At 44.0% G+C, this 20564-nt stretch carries 13 protein-coding genes; 6 read left to right on the forward strand and 7 right to left on the reverse strand.

From position 1 onward, the window contains the following. Window positions 1-24: 24 nt before the first annotated feature. The 3 genes from AB4Z45_RS04245 to AB4Z45_RS04255 form a co-directional block, all read right to left on the reverse strand. Window positions 25-561: a hypothetical protein gene (locus AB4Z45_RS04245; protein WP_441908046.1), complete on the reverse strand. Its 537-nt coding sequence runs from the start codon at window positions 559-561 to the stop codon at window positions 25-27. Beyond that, the gene (locus tag AB4Z45_RS04250) at window positions 561-977 is read right to left on the reverse strand and encodes a MerR family transcriptional regulator (protein WP_441908047.1); all 417 of its coding nucleotides are present in this window, start codon (window positions 975-977) and stop codon (window positions 561-563) included. The genes AB4Z45_RS04245 and AB4Z45_RS04250 overlap by 1 nt, the downstream gene beginning before the upstream one ends. A 239-nt stretch (window positions 978-1216) precedes the next feature. Next, on the reverse strand, window positions 1217-8782 hold the full coding sequence (locus AB4Z45_RS04255) for a pullulanase (protein ID WP_441908048.1): 7566 nt from the start codon (window positions 8780-8782) through the stop codon (window positions 1217-1219). A gap of 462 nt (window positions 8783-9244) precedes the next feature. Here AB4Z45_RS04255 and AB4Z45_RS04260 point away from each other — a divergent pair, with 462 nt between their 5' ends. The 6 genes from AB4Z45_RS04260 (at window position 9245) to AB4Z45_RS04285 (ending at window position 16836) form a co-directional block, all read left to right on the forward strand. Then, a complete protein-coding gene (locus tag AB4Z45_RS04260) occupies window positions 9245-9940 on the forward strand; it encodes a response regulator (RefSeq protein ID WP_441908049.1) in 696 nt (231 codons plus the stop codon). Then, window positions 9933-10937, forward strand: a complete 1005-nt coding sequence (locus AB4Z45_RS04265; protein ID WP_441908050.1) for an ATP-binding protein — start codon at window positions 9933-9935, stop codon at window positions 10935-10937. The genes AB4Z45_RS04260 and AB4Z45_RS04265 overlap by 8 nt, the downstream gene beginning before the upstream one ends. Before the next feature lie 103 nt (window positions 10938-11040). After that, window positions 11041-11802 carry an ABC transporter ATP-binding protein gene (locus AB4Z45_RS04270; RefSeq protein WP_441908051.1) on the forward strand — a complete coding sequence of 254 codons (762 nt, stop codon included), beginning with the start codon at window positions 11041-11043 and terminating at the stop codon, window positions 11800-11802. Then, complete coding sequence (locus AB4Z45_RS04275; RefSeq protein WP_441908052.1) at window positions 11792-13744, forward strand: FtsX-like permease family protein; 1953 nt, start codon at window positions 11792-11794, stop codon at window positions 13742-13744. Before AB4Z45_RS04270 ends, AB4Z45_RS04275 begins: the two co-directional genes overlap by 11 nt. A 162-nt stretch (window positions 13745-13906) precedes the next feature. Next, a complete protein-coding gene (locus AB4Z45_RS04280; protein ID WP_441908053.1) occupies window positions 13907-15298 on the forward strand; it encodes an aldehyde dehydrogenase in 1392 nt (463 codons plus the stop codon). A gap of 128 nt (window positions 15299-15426) precedes the next feature. Next, the gene (locus AB4Z45_RS04285) at window positions 15427-16836 is read left to right on the forward strand and encodes a HEAT repeat domain-containing protein (protein WP_441908054.1); all 1410 of its coding nucleotides are present in this window, start codon (window positions 15427-15429) and stop codon (window positions 16834-16836) included. A gap of 369 nt (window positions 16837-17205) precedes the next feature. Here AB4Z45_RS04285 and AB4Z45_RS04290 read toward each other — a convergent pair whose 3' ends face one another. The 4 genes from AB4Z45_RS04290 to AB4Z45_RS04305 form a co-directional block, all read right to left on the reverse strand. Continuing rightward, window positions 17206-18258: a hypothetical protein gene (locus AB4Z45_RS04290; protein WP_441908055.1), complete on the reverse strand. Its 1053-nt coding sequence runs from the start codon at window positions 18256-18258 to the stop codon at window positions 17206-17208. 126 nt (window positions 18259-18384) lie between these two features. After that, window positions 18385-19212 (reverse strand): AraC family transcriptional regulator, encoded by an 828-nt coding sequence (locus AB4Z45_RS04295; protein WP_083682118.1) that lies wholly within the window; start codon window positions 19210-19212, stop codon window positions 18385-18387. Window positions 19213-19335: 123 nt separating this feature from the next. Continuing rightward, the gene (wrbA, locus tag AB4Z45_RS04300; protein WP_441908056.1) at window positions 19336-19950 is read right to left on the reverse strand and encodes an NAD(P)H:quinone oxidoreductase; all 615 of its coding nucleotides are present in this window, start codon (window positions 19948-19950) and stop codon (window positions 19336-19338) included. 26 nt (window positions 19951-19976) lie between these two features. Beyond that, a complete protein-coding gene (locus tag AB4Z45_RS04305) occupies window positions 19977-20429 on the reverse strand; it encodes a MarR family winged helix-turn-helix transcriptional regulator (protein ID WP_441908057.1) in 453 nt (150 codons plus the stop codon). Between the last annotated feature and the right edge of the window lie 135 nt (window positions 20430-20564).

Below are 20564 nucleotides of genomic sequence, written 5' to 3' on the forward strand. Positions count from 1 at the left end.
TATCTCATTAATTATTTTGGGTGCTTAACGTGGTGAAAGCCCTTCAATTCGGTATTTTTTCTCCCAATCCGCATATTCACTCGATTCGATCCTAATGATTTTTGTTTGGGAATGATCAATAAATTCATATTCCGATTGCTCATTAGATTTTTTCAGAGCCAGATGTTCTTTCATAAACGCTGCGGCTTCTTCATCAACGACCAAGCCGTCCATTTCATCCTCAGATACGATCCTTAATGGCACTTCATGTTCAATTCGAATAGACTTTTCTTTTTCTCTATAGGTGATAGCAACAATGATGGTCTTCTCTCCGCATGTTACTGGGCTTGTCGTAAATAGTTCAACGATCATGTTATTTATTATCATTGGATTGGGTACGACGATCTCCTGAATATCCGTCTCCTCATATCCGCTCAAATTGTGCAGACGATGAATGCCGCTTGGCAGCGTAAGCTGAACACGAACATCATCCGCAACACGAATTGGAGAAAGCTGAAGCCAAAGATGGTTCATGCCTTCTTCATTTTCCATAACGGATTTGGTGAACCTTGTTTTGATCATCACTTCACTTCTCCCTTCAGCATTTGAGAGATCGTCTTTACCATTTTCTCCCGGAGTTCCGCCGAAATTCGTGGGCTCATCGAAAGAATGACATCATCATTAATGACATGGGTATCATTGGTTAGCATTTTTTTGGAGCGATAAAGCTGAAGATTCTCGCCAATTTTGGAAATCTCATCTATAGAGAGCTCCTTTAGCTTTTCTTGGATAGCAGCCAGCGTTTCTCCGCTATGGACTAACGTGAGAATCGCACGAAAGTAACTAACGTGGCTGCTCGTATACACTCTTTTGTTCCCAACAAGCTCTAACGGGGGAACGATCCCGATCTGGGTATAATACCTGACGGTTCTCAAATTCATCTCAGGATCTTCCTGCTGGAGAATTTCCGCAACTTGTTTCGCTGTGAATGTGTCCATCGTCTCACCTCTTTTCTCATTATCGACAATCAAAACATTTACAGTTCGCTGTATCAGTTACAGTATACTGTAACTATAGTCATGATGTAAAGATTTTGATTGTTCTACTCGGCAATACAACAAAGCCAAAAAAAGCCGGGTCTCCAGAAGGAGAAGCCCGGCTTTTGTCTGTTTCAGCAACTACATCATGATAGACATAATGATTTGCTATCTTTCTAACCCTTACATTGAAGAAATGCTCATTTCCCTAAAAGCTTATAGATGACCTGTGCACTTTCTGCACGTGTCATTTTCCCTTTCGGCGCAAATGTTTCGTTTGCTCTGCCTTGAACGAGTCCTAGCTTAGCAGCTGCCGCAACCGATGCTTCCGCCCATTTGCTAATTTGGCTGCGATCAGTGAATGTTGTTTCCTCTGCCGCTGAAGTTGCAGCCGCTCCCTTTCTAACCTCATACGCTCGCATGATCATGACAGCCATTTCCTCGCGGCTTATCGTTTCATTTGGCGCAAACGCCGAGTTGCTGCGGCCTTTTATAATGCCCAGCTTGCTCGCTGTCGCTACATAAGCGGAATACCATTTGCCCGTTTCTACATCGCTATAGCTTGCCGTGCCTTCAGCTTTCACTCCAAGAGCACGGATAAGCATAGCTGCAAATTCTGCTCTCGTTACGTTAGCTTGCGGTGCAAACTGCTTCTCATTAATGCCCGAAACAATGCGCTTCGCAGCTAGTGATTTGATCGCTGCATTAGCCCAGTGACTCGCTGGCACATCCGTAAATGATTTATCGTACTCAAGAGCAGCATATTTGCTGAAATGGAATACCTCAGCCGTAATCAACTCACCCTTAAGCGTGCCACCGATGTATTCCAGCTTGCCAGCATCACTCACATAATAGATACCAACGATGTCTTGGTTTGCGTTCGGGTTAAGCTGGAAGCTGAGTAGGATCGGCTTCTCAAATTTTGTAACCGGAATCACTTTTCCAGCCTTCGTTACGATGCTTAAGTTGAAATCATAAACCAGAGAGCCCGCTTTCAGCTTAGCTTGAACATCCTGGGTTCGGTCAACCAAAGCGTCCGCATCTGCTGTCTTCAACGGCTTTGCCTCGAATACGATACGAGCCCCATCCGCTTCACTCGCAGACACAAGTCCTTTAATAGAAGCCAATAGTTCATTTGACAGCGTCATTGTAATGCCAGCTGCCTTCAGCTCCAAGCTATTGCCTGCCAGTACTGCTGCTGCATCAAGCGGCAATTGTACCGAATATTTGCCATCGGTTATTTGCACCGACACTTTACCATCCTTGCCGCTGCGCAAGGTATCATTATCAATCACATGGACATCAGCTGGCTGTGGTGTACTCGGCGTCGTAGGTGTTGGAACATTATCCGCAACCTCGCTCAAAATAACCGTTCCGCCTTCGTTCCTACCCGGTACTTCAACCGTCACCTGTCCATTATCCTTCACCGTATAAAGTATTCCGCTGTACTCATCCTTTGCTTTAGCTCCAGCTGCGAAAGGAACTTCCAGCGTAACCTGCTTGCTCTCCACGGCTGTGTTAATAATCGTTACAACATTTACGCCGTTAAATTGTTTATTAAATGCTAAATAAGCTAGTGTATCCGATCCAGCAAGCTTCGTACGCAAGCCTTTGGAATAAACCTTCGAGAACTTCGCCCGAATATTGAGCAGCTTCTCGTAATGATCATGCAGTGCTTGTTCTGCCGTCAATTGATCCCATGGCATATCTGAACGGTTTTCGTTTAACAAGCCTGCTTTCAAGTCACGAGCATTAGGACCTGAGCGGCCAAGCTCCTCGCCGTAATAAATGACGGGCTGGCCTTTCGCCGTGATTTGAAGGGCTGCTGCGATTTTCAGCTTGCCTTTGTCACCTTTCACAAACTCAGACAGGAAACCATCCTCATCGTGACTGCTTAGGAACTGCCCCATCATTGCTGTGTTGTCCAGCTTCGTTTCCCGGTCTGCCAGATATGCATCGACAGCATCAATCTTCCCATCTGTAAAATCTTTGGCTCTGTCATTAAAGCTAAAATCGAGCAAGCTGTCCATTTGGCCGCTGCGCAGCATGCCACCGTCACCGTCGATTGAAGCGCCAAAATTTTCACCGATCAGCTTGAAGCTTGGATCGATAGCCGTCAACGCATTTTTGAACGCTTTCCACGTTGTGCTCTCTACATGCTTCACTGTATCCACGCGGAAGAAATCAATCGTATCGCCGCGATCCGTTCTAGCACGATCGAGCCAGCCTGCTTGCCATTCAATTATTTTCTCACGAACGGCTGGGTCCTCTGTCTTGAAGTCCGGCAAACCATCCAGTTCTCCTTCAATTGGATTGGTGCTGGCTTGAACGCCATTTGTTCTGAGCATCCCTTCAAAGCGAGCTTTGTCCTCCGGCGTAATGCCTGGACGGTTATCCTCAGCTTTTAAGCCGTAGCCGGTATGGTTAAGCACCACGTCGACCATAATCTTGATGCCCTTGTCGTGAGCTTTGTTGATTAGTTCCTTAAACGTATCCATATCACCAAGATGCTCATCAAGCTTCGTGAAATCTTTAGCCCAGTAGCCATGATAGCCGTACTGCTTGGTGTTAAAATCTACGCCTTTGTTGAAATCGATATTATCGACAATCGGAGTGATCCACAGCGTATTAATGCCCAGCTCCTGTAAATAATCCAGCTTGTCGATCATGCCTTGGAAATCACCGCCATGGTAAGCTTCAAGGTGATCTTTATCTACATCCGCATTATTGGCCCAATCCCCATCCGCAAACCGATCAGTTAGCGCGAAATAGATACGTGCCTCATCCCAATCAAAGTCGAGATTGCCAGCAAAGGTTCTTGCTTTTACCGTTATTGTGGCTGTATGGGTGTGCTTGTTGCCGTACTCATCATACAGTGTAATCGGTATTTCCTTGATTCCTGCAGTCACGGTATCCTTTACGGCAATCGTTTGAGCGAGCAGCTTTGTATCGAAATACACCTCCGCAGGTCCCCCTACTGCCGTTAAGTCCATATAACCTTCTGTAAATGCTACCTCTTCCGAAGCTGAAGTCTGTATCTTGAGCACCGAACCTTCATTATAGGAAATCGCGGTTGGATTAAAAGATGATGTCACCGTCACAGCAGGCGTTCGATAAGTAAATACTGATTTTTCATTCATTGTATTTGTAGGATCGTTGATTTCATATGCTTCTTCACCCTTCTGCTTTACAACGAAGCTATACTCATATGTCCCTACTTCTAAATGAGCAAGCGTGTAAGTAAACAGCTCCTTCGCAGAATCATAGATCATATCATATTCCTTGCCGCCTACCTTCACCTTAACTCCGGTTAGATTACTCGAACGTCCGTTTTTGAATAAGTAATCATCCCTATAGAGGAAGGTAATGCCTCCATCCTTAAGAACAGGTCCCTTTATAGTTGGTAATATATCCAGCCGATTGACCATACTCGTTATATTTACCTTTGTAAAAGCGGTCCCCGGTGAGATAGGAATAAAGCGATCATCTGGAATATCCTGCTTCGCAGTGTCCCAATTCGTTCCTTTACGGAGCACAAATCCTAAATTAACCGTTTCAGGTGAAAGCTCCACCATAGCAGTGGCAACGCCATTCTGGGTTTTCCCAAAATTGATTTGGTCCTTTTGCAGTGCATTGTTCCAAACCCACATATTCCAATCTTCATATTTCTTGTCAGGACGAATGTAATTGATTTGGACATAACGCTTCGTCATATCGGTTGATGCTTCTACTACTGCGCTTGTAGATATTCCGTTATATTTGGCTGTAATCGTTGCTTTGCCCGCACCGACCGCCTTTACAACGCCGTTTGGTCTCACGATAGCAATTCTCGGCTTATCCGAAGAATAAACAACGCCGCTCGTTACTTTTTTCTTGGTGCCGTCGCTGTATTTGGCATACACTACTGTTTGGTGCGTCGTTCCTATCTCAAGTGGATAACTCACATTGTCCAGCACTAGCTCCTTAAGATCAGGCGCTGCCGCCTCCATCTTAATAATGACTGCGGTCAACGGCTCAAGCGTAATCGAGCTAGACGTCAGCTCAAAGCCGGATGGCACAGAAACCGCCGAAATCCCCGCTTCATCATTATCTACAAGCACTGTGCCTGCAGTTAAATCCTCTGTAAACGTAAGCGTTCTTGCTGTACGATCAGCATTCATAAATACATAATAATTGCCTGTGCCGTCTGTTGCTTTATTTTTGTAGCCGATCACAAGATCGTTATCTTTCATTTCCTTCGCAGGAATGAGCGTGACATTGGAATCAACGAGGTCCTTTTCGCCTAAACGGAAGGCATCCGTATGTTTCCGAAGTTCAATTAATCCTGCTGTGTACTCCTTCGTTACATGATTGACTGGATATTGCTCAGCATTCGTCGCCTTCTGCCAGTCAAATTTATTGATTGCATCGGAGGAATCATAGGAATCATGAATGAAATAACCAAATGAGTTTCCAGCCGCATCTTTCAGCTCGTGGTATTTCTGCTCCGGCACCCCTGCCCCAAGCCACTGCTTCGTTCTGCCATATTCTTGACCAGCATGAAGGAAAGCCGTACCTTGAGAGGTTAGAATGAGCAAATTGCCCAGACGTATCCGTTTATGAATTTCCAGATCATTAGCCGCTATAGCCGGATCTTTCTTAATTGACTGGGCAATAACATCATACAGCGGCAGGTTGTCGTGGGCTTCAATATACTGCACCATGTCTCCCGGGTCATCAGCAGGCGTGTTGCTTGGCTGCCCCTTGATATTATTCAGGATCGTAGCCACGCTTCTTGCTCCACCTGTTATAAATCTTGGCTCGCCCTCCGAGCCGAAACCGGATTTCAATTCATTACGAATCTCATCGGAGAAAACGCCTACGCTGTCTGTTTTATCCATCCATTTTTGGTCTGCGCCTTTGCCCTTCAAAGCAGGATCAGAAGCATCGCCTCCGAACGTTACCCAGCCTTCACCGATAAATAGGGCATTCGGATTAATACTCGCTGCTGCATCGTAAGCATTCTGCACGGAATCATAGGTAGCGTCGCCCATCATATCCCAGCGCATGCCGTCGATTTTGTATTCATCAAACCAGTACTTAACCGAATCAACCATTAGCTTCTCCGCCATTTTGTGAGAGGTAGCAAGGTTGTTGCCGAATCCGCCGATATTGTTGCCATTTGCATCTTGGAATGCGTAATAGTTAGGTACGATATCGTTTAAGAAGCTTGCTTTGGCCATATGGGTGTAGACGACATCAAGAACGACTCCCATACCTTCATTATGAATCGCATCAATGAGTCCTTTTAATTCTTTTACTCTCAGCTCGGGATCTGCGGCATCCTCCGAATAAGCGCCATCCGGCGAGAAGTAGCTATGCGGATCATAACCCCAGTTGTATTCGTTGTTTTGTGCAGAGTATTCCAGTTCTCTTGTTCCCATCTGAGCTTCGTCGCCATAATACCAAGCCATAACTGGAAGCAGCTGAATATGGGTAACGCCTAATGATTTAATATAAGACAGCTTATCCTTGAATGCGTTATAAGAGCCCCATCTCGCATTAAGATCATCAGCTACGGATGGATCGGATGTAAAGTCTCTAATATGCGCCTCCCAAATAATCGCGTCCTCTCGTTTCTCATAGCCGTCAATTTTGGCAAAATCATAGTCTGCGGCAGGATTAGTTGCATCTAGATCAACGATTGCCGCTTTGCCAACTGCATCGCCATCTGGACCGGTTTCACCCTTCGTATTCACTCTAAACTCCGCCATCGATTTCGCGTACGGGTCGAGTACTTGTTTCGCAACCCCATCATTCGTCACTTCATATTGATAAAAATACCCCTTCAGATCGGTTATGCCTTGACCTGTGAGATCAGTTGGCGCGATAGCTGCCGTCCAAACGCCTTTGTCGCCTTTCGTCAAACTGGCACTGCCAACCAGCTTAGTAGAATCGGCTTTATCATAGACATTTGCTACGACTGCGCTTGCTTTTGGCGCCCACAGCTTCAGAACCACGCTGCCAGAATGATAGCTCGCCCCAAGATCATTTCCTTCGTAGTTGTAAAGCTCATCAAGCATTCTCCAGCCTGCAGCTGCGGATACGGTTCTCCCTTGGTAAGTTACGTTCAGCGGCGTTTGATCCAGCTGAATGTTTGCCGAGACATTTGCTGTTTTTTTATCAGCGTTCAACACCACTTGATTAATCGATACAGCTGTACCGTTCTTATCCGTAATTGTAATGGCATTCTTCAATTCCTCTGCTGCGAGACCGTCGGTCATTGTGAAACCGAGAAGGAGCTTACTTTCGGATAAGATCTCTGCGGACTCAAGGGCTGTAGGCAGTTCCCAGTAAGGGGACACGTATACATTATTATCTCCCTTCTTGATCCAGAGCTGATTGTAACGATTTGCAAGACTGAAGGAGCGATTGCCTCCATCCTTATCCGCATCGCCCAAGGTGCGATTAACGACAATAAAACTAATTTTTTGCGCGTTCTCTTGAAGCGGAATATCGACATAGCTGCCATAACGGTCGACCTGTTCCTCTGTAAAAGCGGATGCGCCCGTTGGCCAGCCTGTTGAAGGAGTCGCCACCTGATCCCACAGCCATAAACCGTAAGCACTCTGTTTTTTATCGTCTCTCACATAGTGAATACGAACGGTATTAGCTGGGAGCTCTACCGGCTCGAAATAAGATACTTTATTGGAGTTCTCCTTAATCCAAATTTCATTTACTGCTGGGGAGCTTATCGCTACCGCTTTATCGCCGCCATCCTTAGCTCCATCTAATCGATTAACGATAAGGAAGCCCACTTTTTTGGCATTCGCAGCTAGCGGAATATCAACATAGGCACCATAGCTGTCTCTCTTATCTGCTGGAAAAGCTGTTGCGCCACCCGGCCAGCCCGTTGAAGGAGCGGCAACCTGCTCCCATGTCCATATCCCTTGATTCTCATAAAGAGCGTCTGCCCGATTGTAATGAATGCGCAGGTGGTTGGCCGGAATCGGATCGAGGTTCGGGTCAACCGGATCTGGACTCGGACTCGGTTCAACTGGTGCTTTGAAATCTGCTGATACCACTTTTGTATTCGCGTTATATTTAAACGTTACTGGAAGATCGGCAGGAAGACTAAGCAATTGATCATCCTTTGGATACGTCTGGTCATCCCAAGTCGATCCAAGCACGATTTTGAATTTGTAATCCCCTTTGGGTACATCCTTCGTTATCGTGTAGACGCCATCCATATCGCTATCCGTCAAAAGGGAAAGCGCCGATTCTGGTGCCCAGTTACTTGGTTCCCCTAGCGGAACCTGCAAAGTCCCAACAATCCGAGGCAGCTTGTCGCTGGCTACCGGGGTGTAATAGGTAGAATCCGCAATTTTATGTGTATCGTGGTTATAATAAAAAGTCACTTCTTTCTCTTCGGAGAGTGTCAGCTTAATATTGCCGCCGCTATCCACACCGCTTGGATTCGTGTAATTGCCAAAGCCATAGCTTTCCAACCAGCCTCCATTTAGAGCAACTTTATATTCATATGTGCCCGCTGGCAGCGTAGCCTTAAACGTATAATAACCGCTGCCGCTATCGCTCATCTTGGTTGCCTCGGCTTTGGGGTCCCAATTCTCGCTGTTACCGAGCCCCTTCTGCAAGTCGCCGACAAGAACAACCTGAGTTGGCGCCGCGGCGTTCGTATGTAGCGGTATTGCGCCCACTATCGACCAGATCATAGCTGCTATAAGCATGATAGACATCATTTTCTTTCGTTTTAAAGCAAAGCCCATTTGGATGAACCTCCTCAAATTATGATCATTGCACCTTTCAATCATCAACTCGCACCGTTCCGTCTACACCAAAGTTCGTTAACACAACACCCCCTGACTTCTGTCTAAACAGCTATAGATTTTATGCAAGCGTTTGCACAAATAACATAATTAATGCAAACTTTTTAACCGCATCTTCTACAACAGCTGTTCCAGTCATAAAAGCGCAATGAAAGCGTTTGCTGATTCCCATATTAATACTCAAAATAAAGCGCTGTCAATTGTTTTTCTCACCTTTTACCTATTTCGACACGTAAATTCACCTTTTTCCCCTGAAATGACAACGTTTGCACAAAATGTTGCACAACCCTCTTTTCTCTTCCCCTCTCTCCATTCAGCACTTTGTTCCGTGCCATTTATGGCATACATAGGGATTTTCCTATACAATTCATAGTAATAAACTTTAAAAAAAGCGGTGACCCTATGTTTAAACTATTGTTAATTGAAGATGACACAACGTTATTTAACGAGATAAAAGACCGATTATCCCAGTGGTCATATGAAGTACATGGCATTTCGGATTTTGAGAAAGTGATTCAGCAATTTACCTTCGTTAAGCCGGACCTCGTGATCATCGATATTCAGCTTCCAAAATTCGATGGATTTCATTGGTGCAGAATGATACGTTCCCACTCGAGCGTCCCGATCATCTTCCTATCCTCGCGAGACCACCCGACGGACATCGTCATGTCTATGCAGCTTGGAGCGGATGATTATATACAAAAGCCCTTTCACTTCGATGTGCTCATCGTCAAAATACAAGCTATTCTTCGGCGGGTATACAATTACAATACCGAATATATCGAGCTCAAAACCTGGTGCGACGCAACGGTTGATTATGAGAAAAATCTGGTCTCCAATCATAAAGGCTCCATTGAGCTTACCAAAAATGAGATCTTTATTTTAAAAATGCTCATTGACCGTAAAAATAAGATTGTTAGCCGGGAAGAATTGATTAATAGCTTATGGGATGATAAACGGTTTGTCAGTGACAACACGCTAACTGTGAATGTGAACCGGCTGCGCAAAAGGCTCGATGAAATTGAGCTCGGCCGTTTTGTTGAAACGAAAATTGGACAAGGCTATATGGCTGTTGAAGAGGCGCATGATTATGATTAGAAAATATATAGTGGAGAGGCGCAGCTGGATTCTGTTGTTTATTATTTTGCAGCTGCTGATTCTTGTTTGTGCTTATGTAGATTCAACGATTCCCCTGCAATCGATGATCTATCTCTTTTATTTATCTTCGATTATTTTTATCATCCATTTCGTCATCCGGTATCATAAAGAAACAAGGTTCATCAGAAGCTTGGAGGAGCGAGACATCAGCCTGGATACTACGAGCATGGCTGAGCCGGAGAGCCCGTTTGAGAAGGTGATCGAAAAAAGCATGACGAATCAAGCGGAACTGCTGAAGCACGCTGCAATGAACAATCGGATGGTTTTGGAGCATGAGAAGGATGAGCTGTTATCTTGGATACACGAGGTAAAAACGCCGCTAACCGCGATGCGTCTCATGATAGACCGTATACTGGATGAAGGAATGAAAACGCATTTGACGTATGAATGGCTGCGGATTCACCTCCTGCTCGACCAGCAGCTCCATCAGAGACGCATACCGTTTATTGAAAATGATATCTATATCGAAAACACCGATTTGGAAACGATCATCTTCGATGAAATTAAGACGCTGCAATCATGGTGTATCCAGAAGGGGATCGGCTTTGATATTCAATTGGATGAACCGAAAGCGCTGAGCGATGCGAAATGGCTTTCCTTTATCATCAGACAAATTTTAACCAACGCTGTAAAATATAGCCCGCCATCTGATATCGTGATCAAGAGCTATCAGCGGAATCAGCAGACTATCCTTGAAATCATTGATAATGGACGCGGCATCGATCCGAAGGATCTGCCTCGCATTTTCGATAAAGGCTTTACATCGACGACGATGCACCAAGACAGCGCCGCGACAGGCATGGGATTGTATTTAGCTCAAAAAGCAGCTCAATCGCTGTTGATCCGTGTCCATGTCAAATCCGAGCTTGGAGCAGGAACAGCGTTCACCTTAGCTTTCCCGCAGCGAAATGAATTCGTTCGTATCACAAGCATGTGACAACATTGTCACATGCTTCTATTATTTGTTCGGTCATTCGAAGGAACTAATCGGACATTCGATTTACAATACAAGTAATAGACCTAGGGAGAGTGTTAATAAGATGTTCATTCTGGAAGCAACCAAAATCCATAAAATTTACGGAAACAAGTTCAACAAGCAGGAAGTATTATGCGGGCTCGATATTAGCATTGAAAAAGGGGAATTCGTCAGCATCATGGGCGCATCCGGCTCAGGAAAAACGACCTTGCTTAACGTGCTTTCATCGATTGACCACATTAGCAGCGGCTCGATTAAAATCGAAGGGAAAGTTATTTCTGGATTAAAAGAAAAACAATTGGCTGAATTTCGCAAAAATCGTTTAGGCTTTATTTTTCAGGAATACAATTTGTTAGATACGCTAACGGTCAAAGAAAATATTTTATTGCCGCTGTCGATTACGAAGACGCCAAAAAAAGAAGCCGAACGTAAATTTCAAGCGGTAGCGACCGAGCTTGGCATTTATGAGCTCCGCAATAAGTATCCGAATGAAATATCTGGCGGCCAAAAACAACGCACATCCGCTGCAAGAGCGTTCATTCATGAGCCAAGCATTATTTTCGCTGACGAACCGACAGGCGCCCTTGATTCCAAATCCGCCTCTGATTTACTGAACAAGCTGAGCGGTTTAAATCAAAAAAGACAAGCTACCATCGCCATGGTTACTCACGATCCGGTAGCTGCCAGCTATTGCAGCAGAGTCATCTTCATCAAGGATGGACAAATCTATTCTCAGCTTTATAAGGGAGAACAAACGCGGCAAAAATTCTTCAACGATATTATGGCAACACAAAGTGTACTAAGCGGGGTGCACCATGAGCATTAATCAACTCATTCTCCGCAATCTAAAAAAGAATTTAAAAAACTATTATCTCTATGTGTTTGCTCTCGTGTTTAGCGCTGCTCTTTATTTCGCCTTTGTCACCCTGCAGTTTGATCCTGCCATGGATGAGGCGAAAGGCTCTGTTAAAGGGGCTGCTGCCATTAAGACTGCTTCTTATTTGCTCGTTGGAATCGTTTCTATTTTTCTGCTGTACGCCAATACCATCTTTATTAAAAGGCGTAGCAAGGAAATCGGCTTATTTCAGCTTATCGGAATGACCAAAAATAAAATTTTCCGCATTCTGACGCTGGAAAACTTTTTTCTTTATTTCGGCTCCATCCTGCTTGGGGTTCTGGTCGGTTTCTCTGTGTCCAAATTAATTATTATGATTTTATTTAAAACGATCGGTGTTGAGGTGGCCGCAGAGCTGCGTTTCTCCACCCAAGCGTTCAAGCAAACCATCATTATTTTTTTAGTTATTTATCTTCTGATTATGTTGATGAACTATTTATTTATAAAAAAACAAACGATATTATCGCTGTTTAGAGTGAATTCCGTCACAGAAGGCAAAGCAAGAAGAGTGTCTATTCTGGAAATGCTAATCGGTATTGCCGGATTGCTGTTGATTGCGCTGGGCTATTATATTTCTTCCGAACTGTTCGGAGGTAAATTTGTGACGATGACCGCGCTCTTTGCTGCCATGATCGGTATTTTGGGCTCCGTTATCCTTGGAACTTTCCTTTTTTATAAAGGATCGGTCAGCTTTATTTTCAACGTGATTCGAAAGCAGAAAAACGGCTACCTTAACATTAATGAAACCTTATCGCTCTCGTCCATTATGTTCCGTATGAAATCGAATGCGCTGCTTCTCACCATCATTACGACCGTGTCGGCGCTTGCTATCGGATTATTATCCTTAAGCTATATCTCTTATTACTCTGCCGAAAAAACGGCCAAAAACAATGTTCCCGAACATTTTGCATTTATGAACGTTCAGGACGCGGAGCAGTTTAAAGAAGCTCTAAACAAAAACAAGCTGGCGCATACCGAAAAAATGATTCCTGTCATTCAGGTAGACGTCAATTTGAAGAGTATTATGAATAACAATCTTGAAGTGGTAAGCGTGAATGGGGCTACGGGTATTATGACCTTGCCCGTTGTCAGCGAAAAATCTGTTGACGGTATTAAACTGTCTCAAGACGAGGTCTATCTCTCTGGTTACAGCAGCATGCTCAAACAATTCATGTCTTTAAAAGACTCAGGGCCCGTGCAACTAATAAATCCTACTCAAAGTATTCCACAACAATATATCGGACTTAAGGAGCAGCCCATCGTCTCTTGGTGGTTTAAAAGCGGCGGATTGCCTGTAGTCATCGTTGATGATTCTGTTTTCGAGCGCTTAAATAATCATCTTGATCCGGCTATTCAGAAACACTCTACCCTGCATATCGGAATTAATATGAAAGATCGTTCTGATCTAAAAGAAGCGACTCAGCTATTCAATGAGATGAAGTTCTCTGAGCACAACAGAAATGATTCCCAGCTTAATACAAGCAACCAGCAAAAACAATCGATGGGCTTGATTATGTTTATCGTTGCTTTCCTTGGACTAACCTTTCTTATCACATCCGGCAATATTCTCTATTTTAAGCAAATGGGAGAAAGCGAAGAGGAAAAGCCGAACTATACCATCCTTCGAAAGCTTGGCTTCACAAGGGCTGATTTGTTAAGGGGCATAAAAATAAAACAAATGTTCAACTTTGGCATTCCCTTAGTGGTTGGGCTGCTTCACAGCTATTTTGCAGTCAAATCCGGTTGGTTTTTCTTTGGAACAGAGCTTTTAACTCCGATGATTATAGTCATGCTGCTATATACCATCCTTTACTCCATATTCGGAATCCTTTCCGTCTCTTATTACAAAAAGATCATTAAAGAAGCACTTTAATACCATCTAAACAGGATATCCCTCTTTGATTTTCAGAGGACGGGTATTCTGTTTTTCTTTGTGTGTTAATATGCAAAAAAAATGAGATCGCTAACTCAATATCCAAGTGGAAGTTCGTTTCATTACCTGTTAAGATGTGGATAGGTAAGGAGGGTTGCAGAAATGAGCTCATTAACAGCTACAGATATTGAACAGATTGTGCTAGAGCAAAAAACATTTTTTGAACAAGGCCAGACCAAGTTGCTGCACTTTAGGCTGAATCAATTGCAACGATTGCTGCAAGCCATACAGCGTCATGAGCAGGAAATCGTCGAGGCGCTTTATCAAGACCTTCGCAAAAGCGAGCTAGAGACCCATATGACAGAAATTATAATCGTAACCAATAGCATTCGACATGTCATTAAGCATCTCAAAAAGTGGATGAAGCCGCAGAAGGTGAAAACACCGATTTATCTGTTTCCATCTTCCAGCCGTATTATGAAGGAGCCCTACGGCACAGCTTTAATAATTGGTCCCTTCAACTATCCGTTCCAGCTTGTCATTGAGCCGCTTATCGGAGCCATTGCCGCAGGCAATTGTGCCATTCTCAAACCATCCGAAAGCTCGCCTCATGTTTCAGCTTTAATAAGTAAAATCATCAATGAAGCCTTTGATCCCACCTACATTAAAGTCATTGAGGGGGAGAAGGAAACGACCTCATTGCTCATCCACGCGCCGGTTGATTATATTTTTTTCACAGGCAGCATCGCGGTTGGCAAAATCGTTATGGAGGCTGCTGCCAAAAACCTTGTGCCTGTCACGCTTGAGCTCGGAGGAAAAAGCCCTGTCATTGTAGATTCTACCGCTAATCTTGAGATCGCTGCCAAGCGGATTATCTGGGGCAAATTAATGAATACCGGCCAAACCTGTATTTCACCCGATTATGTGCTGGCTCATCAGGATATTAAAGAAAATCTGGTTGCAAAAATGAAGGAAGTCATCCAATCCTTCTATGGAGCTTCTATACAAAGCAACAAAGATTATGGTCGAATCATTAATCAACGTCAATTTGACAGGCTTGCTTCCATTCTGGAGCAAGACAAAGCCAGCATCGTTTATGGAGGAGGCACAGACCGCGCAGACCTCTTTATCGAACCGACAATACTGGATGGCGTTTCATGGGATAGCGCAGCGATGTCAGAAGAATTATTTGGCCCTATATTGCCTGTCATGGAGTACCGAGATATCCATGAGGCCATTCGAATGATTAACGCCCATCCAAAGCCGCTTTCCCTTTATTTATTTACAGAGAATAAAGCGCTGGAGGATGAGGTTATGAGCCGTGTTTCCTTCGGCGGCGGCTGTATTAACGATACGATTATGCACGTCTCTAATCCCTATTTGCCATTTGGCGGTGTTGGCAGCTCCGGTGTAGGGGCCTATCATGGCAAATACAGCTTTGATCTGTTCTCGCATCAGAAGAGTATTTTGAAGAAAAGCACCAAGCTTGAGCTTGGGCTCGTCTTCCCTCCTTATGCTGGAAAATTAAAAAATATTAAAAAGCTGCTCAAATGAGCAGCTTTTTTGGCTGACAAACAGGAAGTTAGTTTTATGCAAGCTTCACTTAGTTTCGTGTATGTAGCATTGGTTCGACTTCTCATATAATCGGTTTATCACCACAACATTAGGAGGTCATCCATTATATGAATCAATCACCGCTTCTACTCACTGACGAGCAAATGCAAAAGTTTATTACTGAAGGCTTTCTTATTCTAAAAACAGATTTCCCTGAATCCTTCCATCAAGCCATGACAGCTGAACTTGGAAAAGTATATGACGAGGAAGGCAATCCCGGCAACAACCTGCTGCCGCGAATTAGGGAAATACAACAGGCTTTCGACAGCCCCGTTATTACAGGCGCATTAACAAGCGTACTGGGTCCAAACTATATGCTGCATGCTCATCGCCATGGCCACTTTAATGCACAGCCGGTTGCTGGCGGTTGGCATAAGGACAGCTACTGGGGCTACTCCCGTATGCGCAACCACCATCCATGGTGGGCTATGATTATGTACTTCCCGCAAAACACGCCAATTGAGCTTGGGCCTACTAGCGTTGTGCCTGGCACCCAAAACTATGAATCACGCACCTTTGCTTCTGACGAGGTGCAAGGAGAAGCTTACGCTAGCGGCGAAGCAGGTACATTTGCACTCATCCACTATGATATCTGGCACCGTTCAACACCAAATATATTAGGCAATGCTCGTTACATGCTTAAATTTGAATTTATGCGTACAGCTGTTCCAACTAAGCCTTCATGGAATAATCTGATCTCCGAGTGGAAAGAGCCTGCTGACCTTGCCCTGCCAATCGCTAACCACGAAGACATGTGGGAAGAAACATGGAACTGGCTATCCGGTAAGCTAGGCAGTCTAGCAAACACTGCGGAAGCAAACGAAGAGAAATTAGCCGCACTGGCAACGGCTTTGGAAGATAGCTTCGAACCAAATGCCTTGAATGCTGCCTATGAGCTTGCTAAATATGGCGCTCCAGGCGTGAAAGTACTGCTGGCTGGTCTTCATCATGAGAGATTAGACGTATCACGCACATCTGCTTACGGACTGTCCATCGCAGGCTCAGATGCAGTAAACGGATTGATCGACGCACTAGAGAGCGATCGCTCAGAAACTGTACAGCATGCAATATTCGCGCTTGGCGAGCTGCGCAGCTACGCTGAATCCGCGCTTCCAAAGCTTGTTGAACTTCTGTCCCACTCCGATGCGACAGTAAGAATTGCAGTCGTTGAAGCACTTGGCATTTTGTCTAATTCTTCAGAAATTGCAGTGAAGGGTCTTATTACAGCCTTGTCCGATGAGGACGTTCAAGTACGATTTACAGCTGGGCTGTCCTTGTCCCGCATGGGTGCTGCAGCGGCAGCAGCCGTTCCCGCTTTGGCGGCAGTACTCGATGACGAGAACCGTTATGTAAGAGCTCATGCTCTAGAAGCACTGCGCTATATCGGCACGAATGAAGCGAAGGATATTTTGATCAAATCACTATTCAATTCCCGCTGGTGTTCGACAACTACGCCTGCAAACAGCTTTTATCCTTGATTCCATCGGAGTTCTTATACTTGCAGCATAAAGGCTGCCCCAAAAGAACTAGTTGTGCAGAACAATCCTAATCATGGGAAAAAGTTCGGAATAACAAAGGAGCTAAGCGATTTGAATCTGCTTAGCTCCTTTGTTTTTGGCATACGCTGCACCGCTGAACTCAGCAGCTCTTATTTAGACCATTTGCAAGGAATTATTATTGCAACGAACTCCAGCATCGCTATTTCAAGAAAAATAGCTCATATCATCCTATAGAGCATAACGTCAATCAGGTTCGTTAGCGTTTGAAAAAGATCATATTCTGCATAATAAGCATGATTCGATTCGTTAGAGAAAATTTTAATTCAAACGCGCAACAGGGCTCGCGAACTATTCGCTGTCCTTGTTGCTTACCTCCATCAACTGCTGGCATTTCGTTTGAAATTCATGAGGTTTATCTACAAATAGATAGATTTGGTCAATTTGTTCTCTAATCCCGAACGCCGTAGTAACCGTAATTTCTTCTTTTAACATCAGATGCACATTAGGTTCTGTGCCCAGAATCTTTGTCGTTTTTTTCATTTTATCCTTAGCTAATTTCTCGAATGTAATGGCCGAAATGGATGCAATAGTATTGATATTCATGTCCGAATACAACTGAATGCCGTACTGAAACCTTATTTGTTGATCCGATACCAAAATAGGATTTAAGCACATCGCTCGGTAATCAGCAATTAGCAGCATAATAATATACACATTTCCTAACGAGAGTAACCATGCAGCGGTATGCGACCATTGCGCAAGCAGAATGTGCATGCATACCCCTTCAATAATCAATACTTTCGAAAATACGAGTAAGGTTATCAGCTTGTTAGAGTTTTTATGATAACTAAACGAGGCAGCCCCCGTTCGAATGAAAGGTGTCTCTTTCCATGCGAACAAGGCGTAATAAAAAACAGATAATTCATGCGTGAGCAAAGCTGCAATTTTGGGATGGCGAATGGTCTCTTCTAGACTTTTCCGAAGTGTTTCTATAGGGTGATTATCAACTTTTCTATAACGCTTATAGGCAGCCGCAATATCATAGATTTTTAAAGCTAAAATAAAAGGCGGCAGCGGGATAAGGAAATATTTTATAGCGTTCATCGTTTCTTGATCGGTGTTTGGTACAAATAACGTTAATGCTAAATAACCCAGAAGAGCAAATGGAATGATAGATGCGATCTTGAATTTTAGTACGCGAAACCATAGAAAGTACAGCAATAAAGGGATAACAACGACAAAATCTAATGCAATGCCTAGGGTCAGCAGCTGATCATTCTCTTTAATTAGAACAGAATTAGCAAATAGAAGATCGAGCAAAATGATAATGAAGCTTGAAGCAATAAAGAAACTAATATTCTTTTTATAGAGTTTGTTAATGGCATAAACACTCCCTTCCATTTCCCTTTTCATTATCTAATATAGGGGTAAAAATAACGCCGTTCAACTCCCTCATGTGAAGAAAATGGAAACGTTTTGTTTGTAAACTCAAAAAAACCGTCGCTTAAACAGCGACGGTTTTCTTTATCATTTCAGTGAAAGCTCCCTATATTCGCTCGGTGACAAAGCCATATACTCTTTGAATAAACGAGAGAAATAAGTGGCATCCATTCCTAGAGATTCAGCTATTGCCGAGATGCTAAGTGAAGTAAAGGATAGCAGCTGCCGTCCTTTGTCCATACGCTTGCGATTCACATATTGTATAGGTGAGAGCCCTGTCGTATTTTTGAACATGCGGATAAAATAATTAGGGTGAAAATGTACAAGCTGAGCAAGAGTATCTACTGTAATATTTTCCGATAAATGCTCTTCAATATAGGTCAGCACGACATTCAGCTTCTCAAATGAGCTGGTTGCCGGTGTTTTGATTGTGACATCCTCAGCCTGCTCCAGCATCATGGCCATAATCTCAAGAAACGCCGACTGCAGCTGCAGCTCGGATGTCCAGTCTTCACTCTTATGATGGTGTACCAGCCTTTCAAATTTACCCTTCAAGCCTTCGTGATCGGATATCGATATCATGACGGGCATTTCGAGCAGTTGAAACAGGTTGAAATTATCTATTTTTGCAGTAAAGTGACACCAATATTTTCCGTAAGTATTCGTATTAATCGTTCCATAGGATTGTACGACATCTGCGGGCAGCAGACACAGATCACCGGGCTTTGGATAATAAATTTGATTCCCGGCCTTAATGTACCCTTCGCCCTCTTGGATATAATATAGCTTATTCACATCCGTCGTATAATTATCGTCCTTCCACGAAAGCGGCACCTTCGTATAGTCGGCTATGGCAACATGCAATTTTAAACCGCTCATATAGGACTTCCAAAATGTACTTTTGCTTGCGTTCACCGTTATTCCCGCCTTTCAAGGCTGTCATACCCATTGTTCATCGAAGATCGATGCGATTACCATACCATAATAGCACAAAAAAAAGAGGCAGTATCCCTCCCTCTGCCTCTTCTTATTTTCTGCTTAAACTTGAGCGAGCCCTTGCTTGACCCACTGAGCAACATTGACTGTACGCTTAGCTTGATATTCCACAGCTGCTTTTACATCCTCAACCATTTTCCCGCCTTGCACCGTCACGCTTGTCCCATATGGATTGCCGCCAGCTTCAAAGGTAACTGGACTCGAATAGCCCGGTGCAGCTACTATCGCTCCCCAATGGTACATTGAAGTGTACAGTCCAAGGATGGTTTGCTCTTGACCGCCATGCGCGTTCTGCGCTGAAGTCATTCCGCTGACTACTTTATTGACTAACTTGCCGTTAAACCAAAGTGAGCCTGTCGAATCAAGAAACTGCTTAACAGGACCAGGCATACCGCCAAAGCGGGATGGAATACTAAATATAATAGCGTCCGCCCATTCCAGATCCTTATAGGTAACCACAGGTATATCTTGCGTCTCTGCAACATGAGTTCTCCAGATGGGGTTAGCTTGTATGGCTTCTTCTGAGGCAAGCTCAGGCGTCTTCAATATTTTCACTTCAGCTCCAGCTGCTTTCGCACCCTCTGCAGCCCACTGCGCCATTTGATAATTTGTTCCCGTTACACTGTAATATATAATAGCAAGATTAATCGTTGTCATCTAATACATCCCCTTAAACGTTTATGTTATTCACTCAGTTGTTCTGCATTAATGCCGATCGTTTTTAAAAGCTCAATAAGCTTCTCTTTATCCTCGTTGCTTACAGAACTGAAATTGCGTGTAATGACATCTGCATGCTTCGGAAAAATATCATCAAACAGTATTTGTCCCGCTTCGGTAAGAATGACGTTTGAGCCTCTACGGTCGGTAGCGCTTGGCTCTCGTCTCACATATCCTTTTTTCTCAAGCTTATCAACAACATAAGTAATGCTGCCGCTTGGAATGCAGAACTTTTCACTTATTTTCTGTATCGGATGAGGCCCCTTGCTATACAAAAGCTCCAATATCATAAAATGTTCCTGACTAATGCCATGGCTTTCAATATCCTTGCGCACATTGTCGCCAACTGCCTTAGACGCTTTGAACCATACACGAAATAACCGAAGATCAAGCTGGCTCTGTTCACTTTGCTGATTCATGCCCATGCCTCCTTGCTGCATTTATCTTAAAATCGTATTTCCTAGTTTTAGTATACTTTTATCCTATCATTAGGGTAAAGACATGTCAACCAACTTTTACCACACGCAAAAAAGGACCGAGCTCTTTCTCCATAA

Source organism: Paenibacillus sp. MCAF9 (assembly GCF_052114265.1).
In the GTDB taxonomy this organism is placed as follows: Bacteria; Bacillota; Bacilli; order Paenibacillales; family Paenibacillaceae; genus Pristimantibacillus.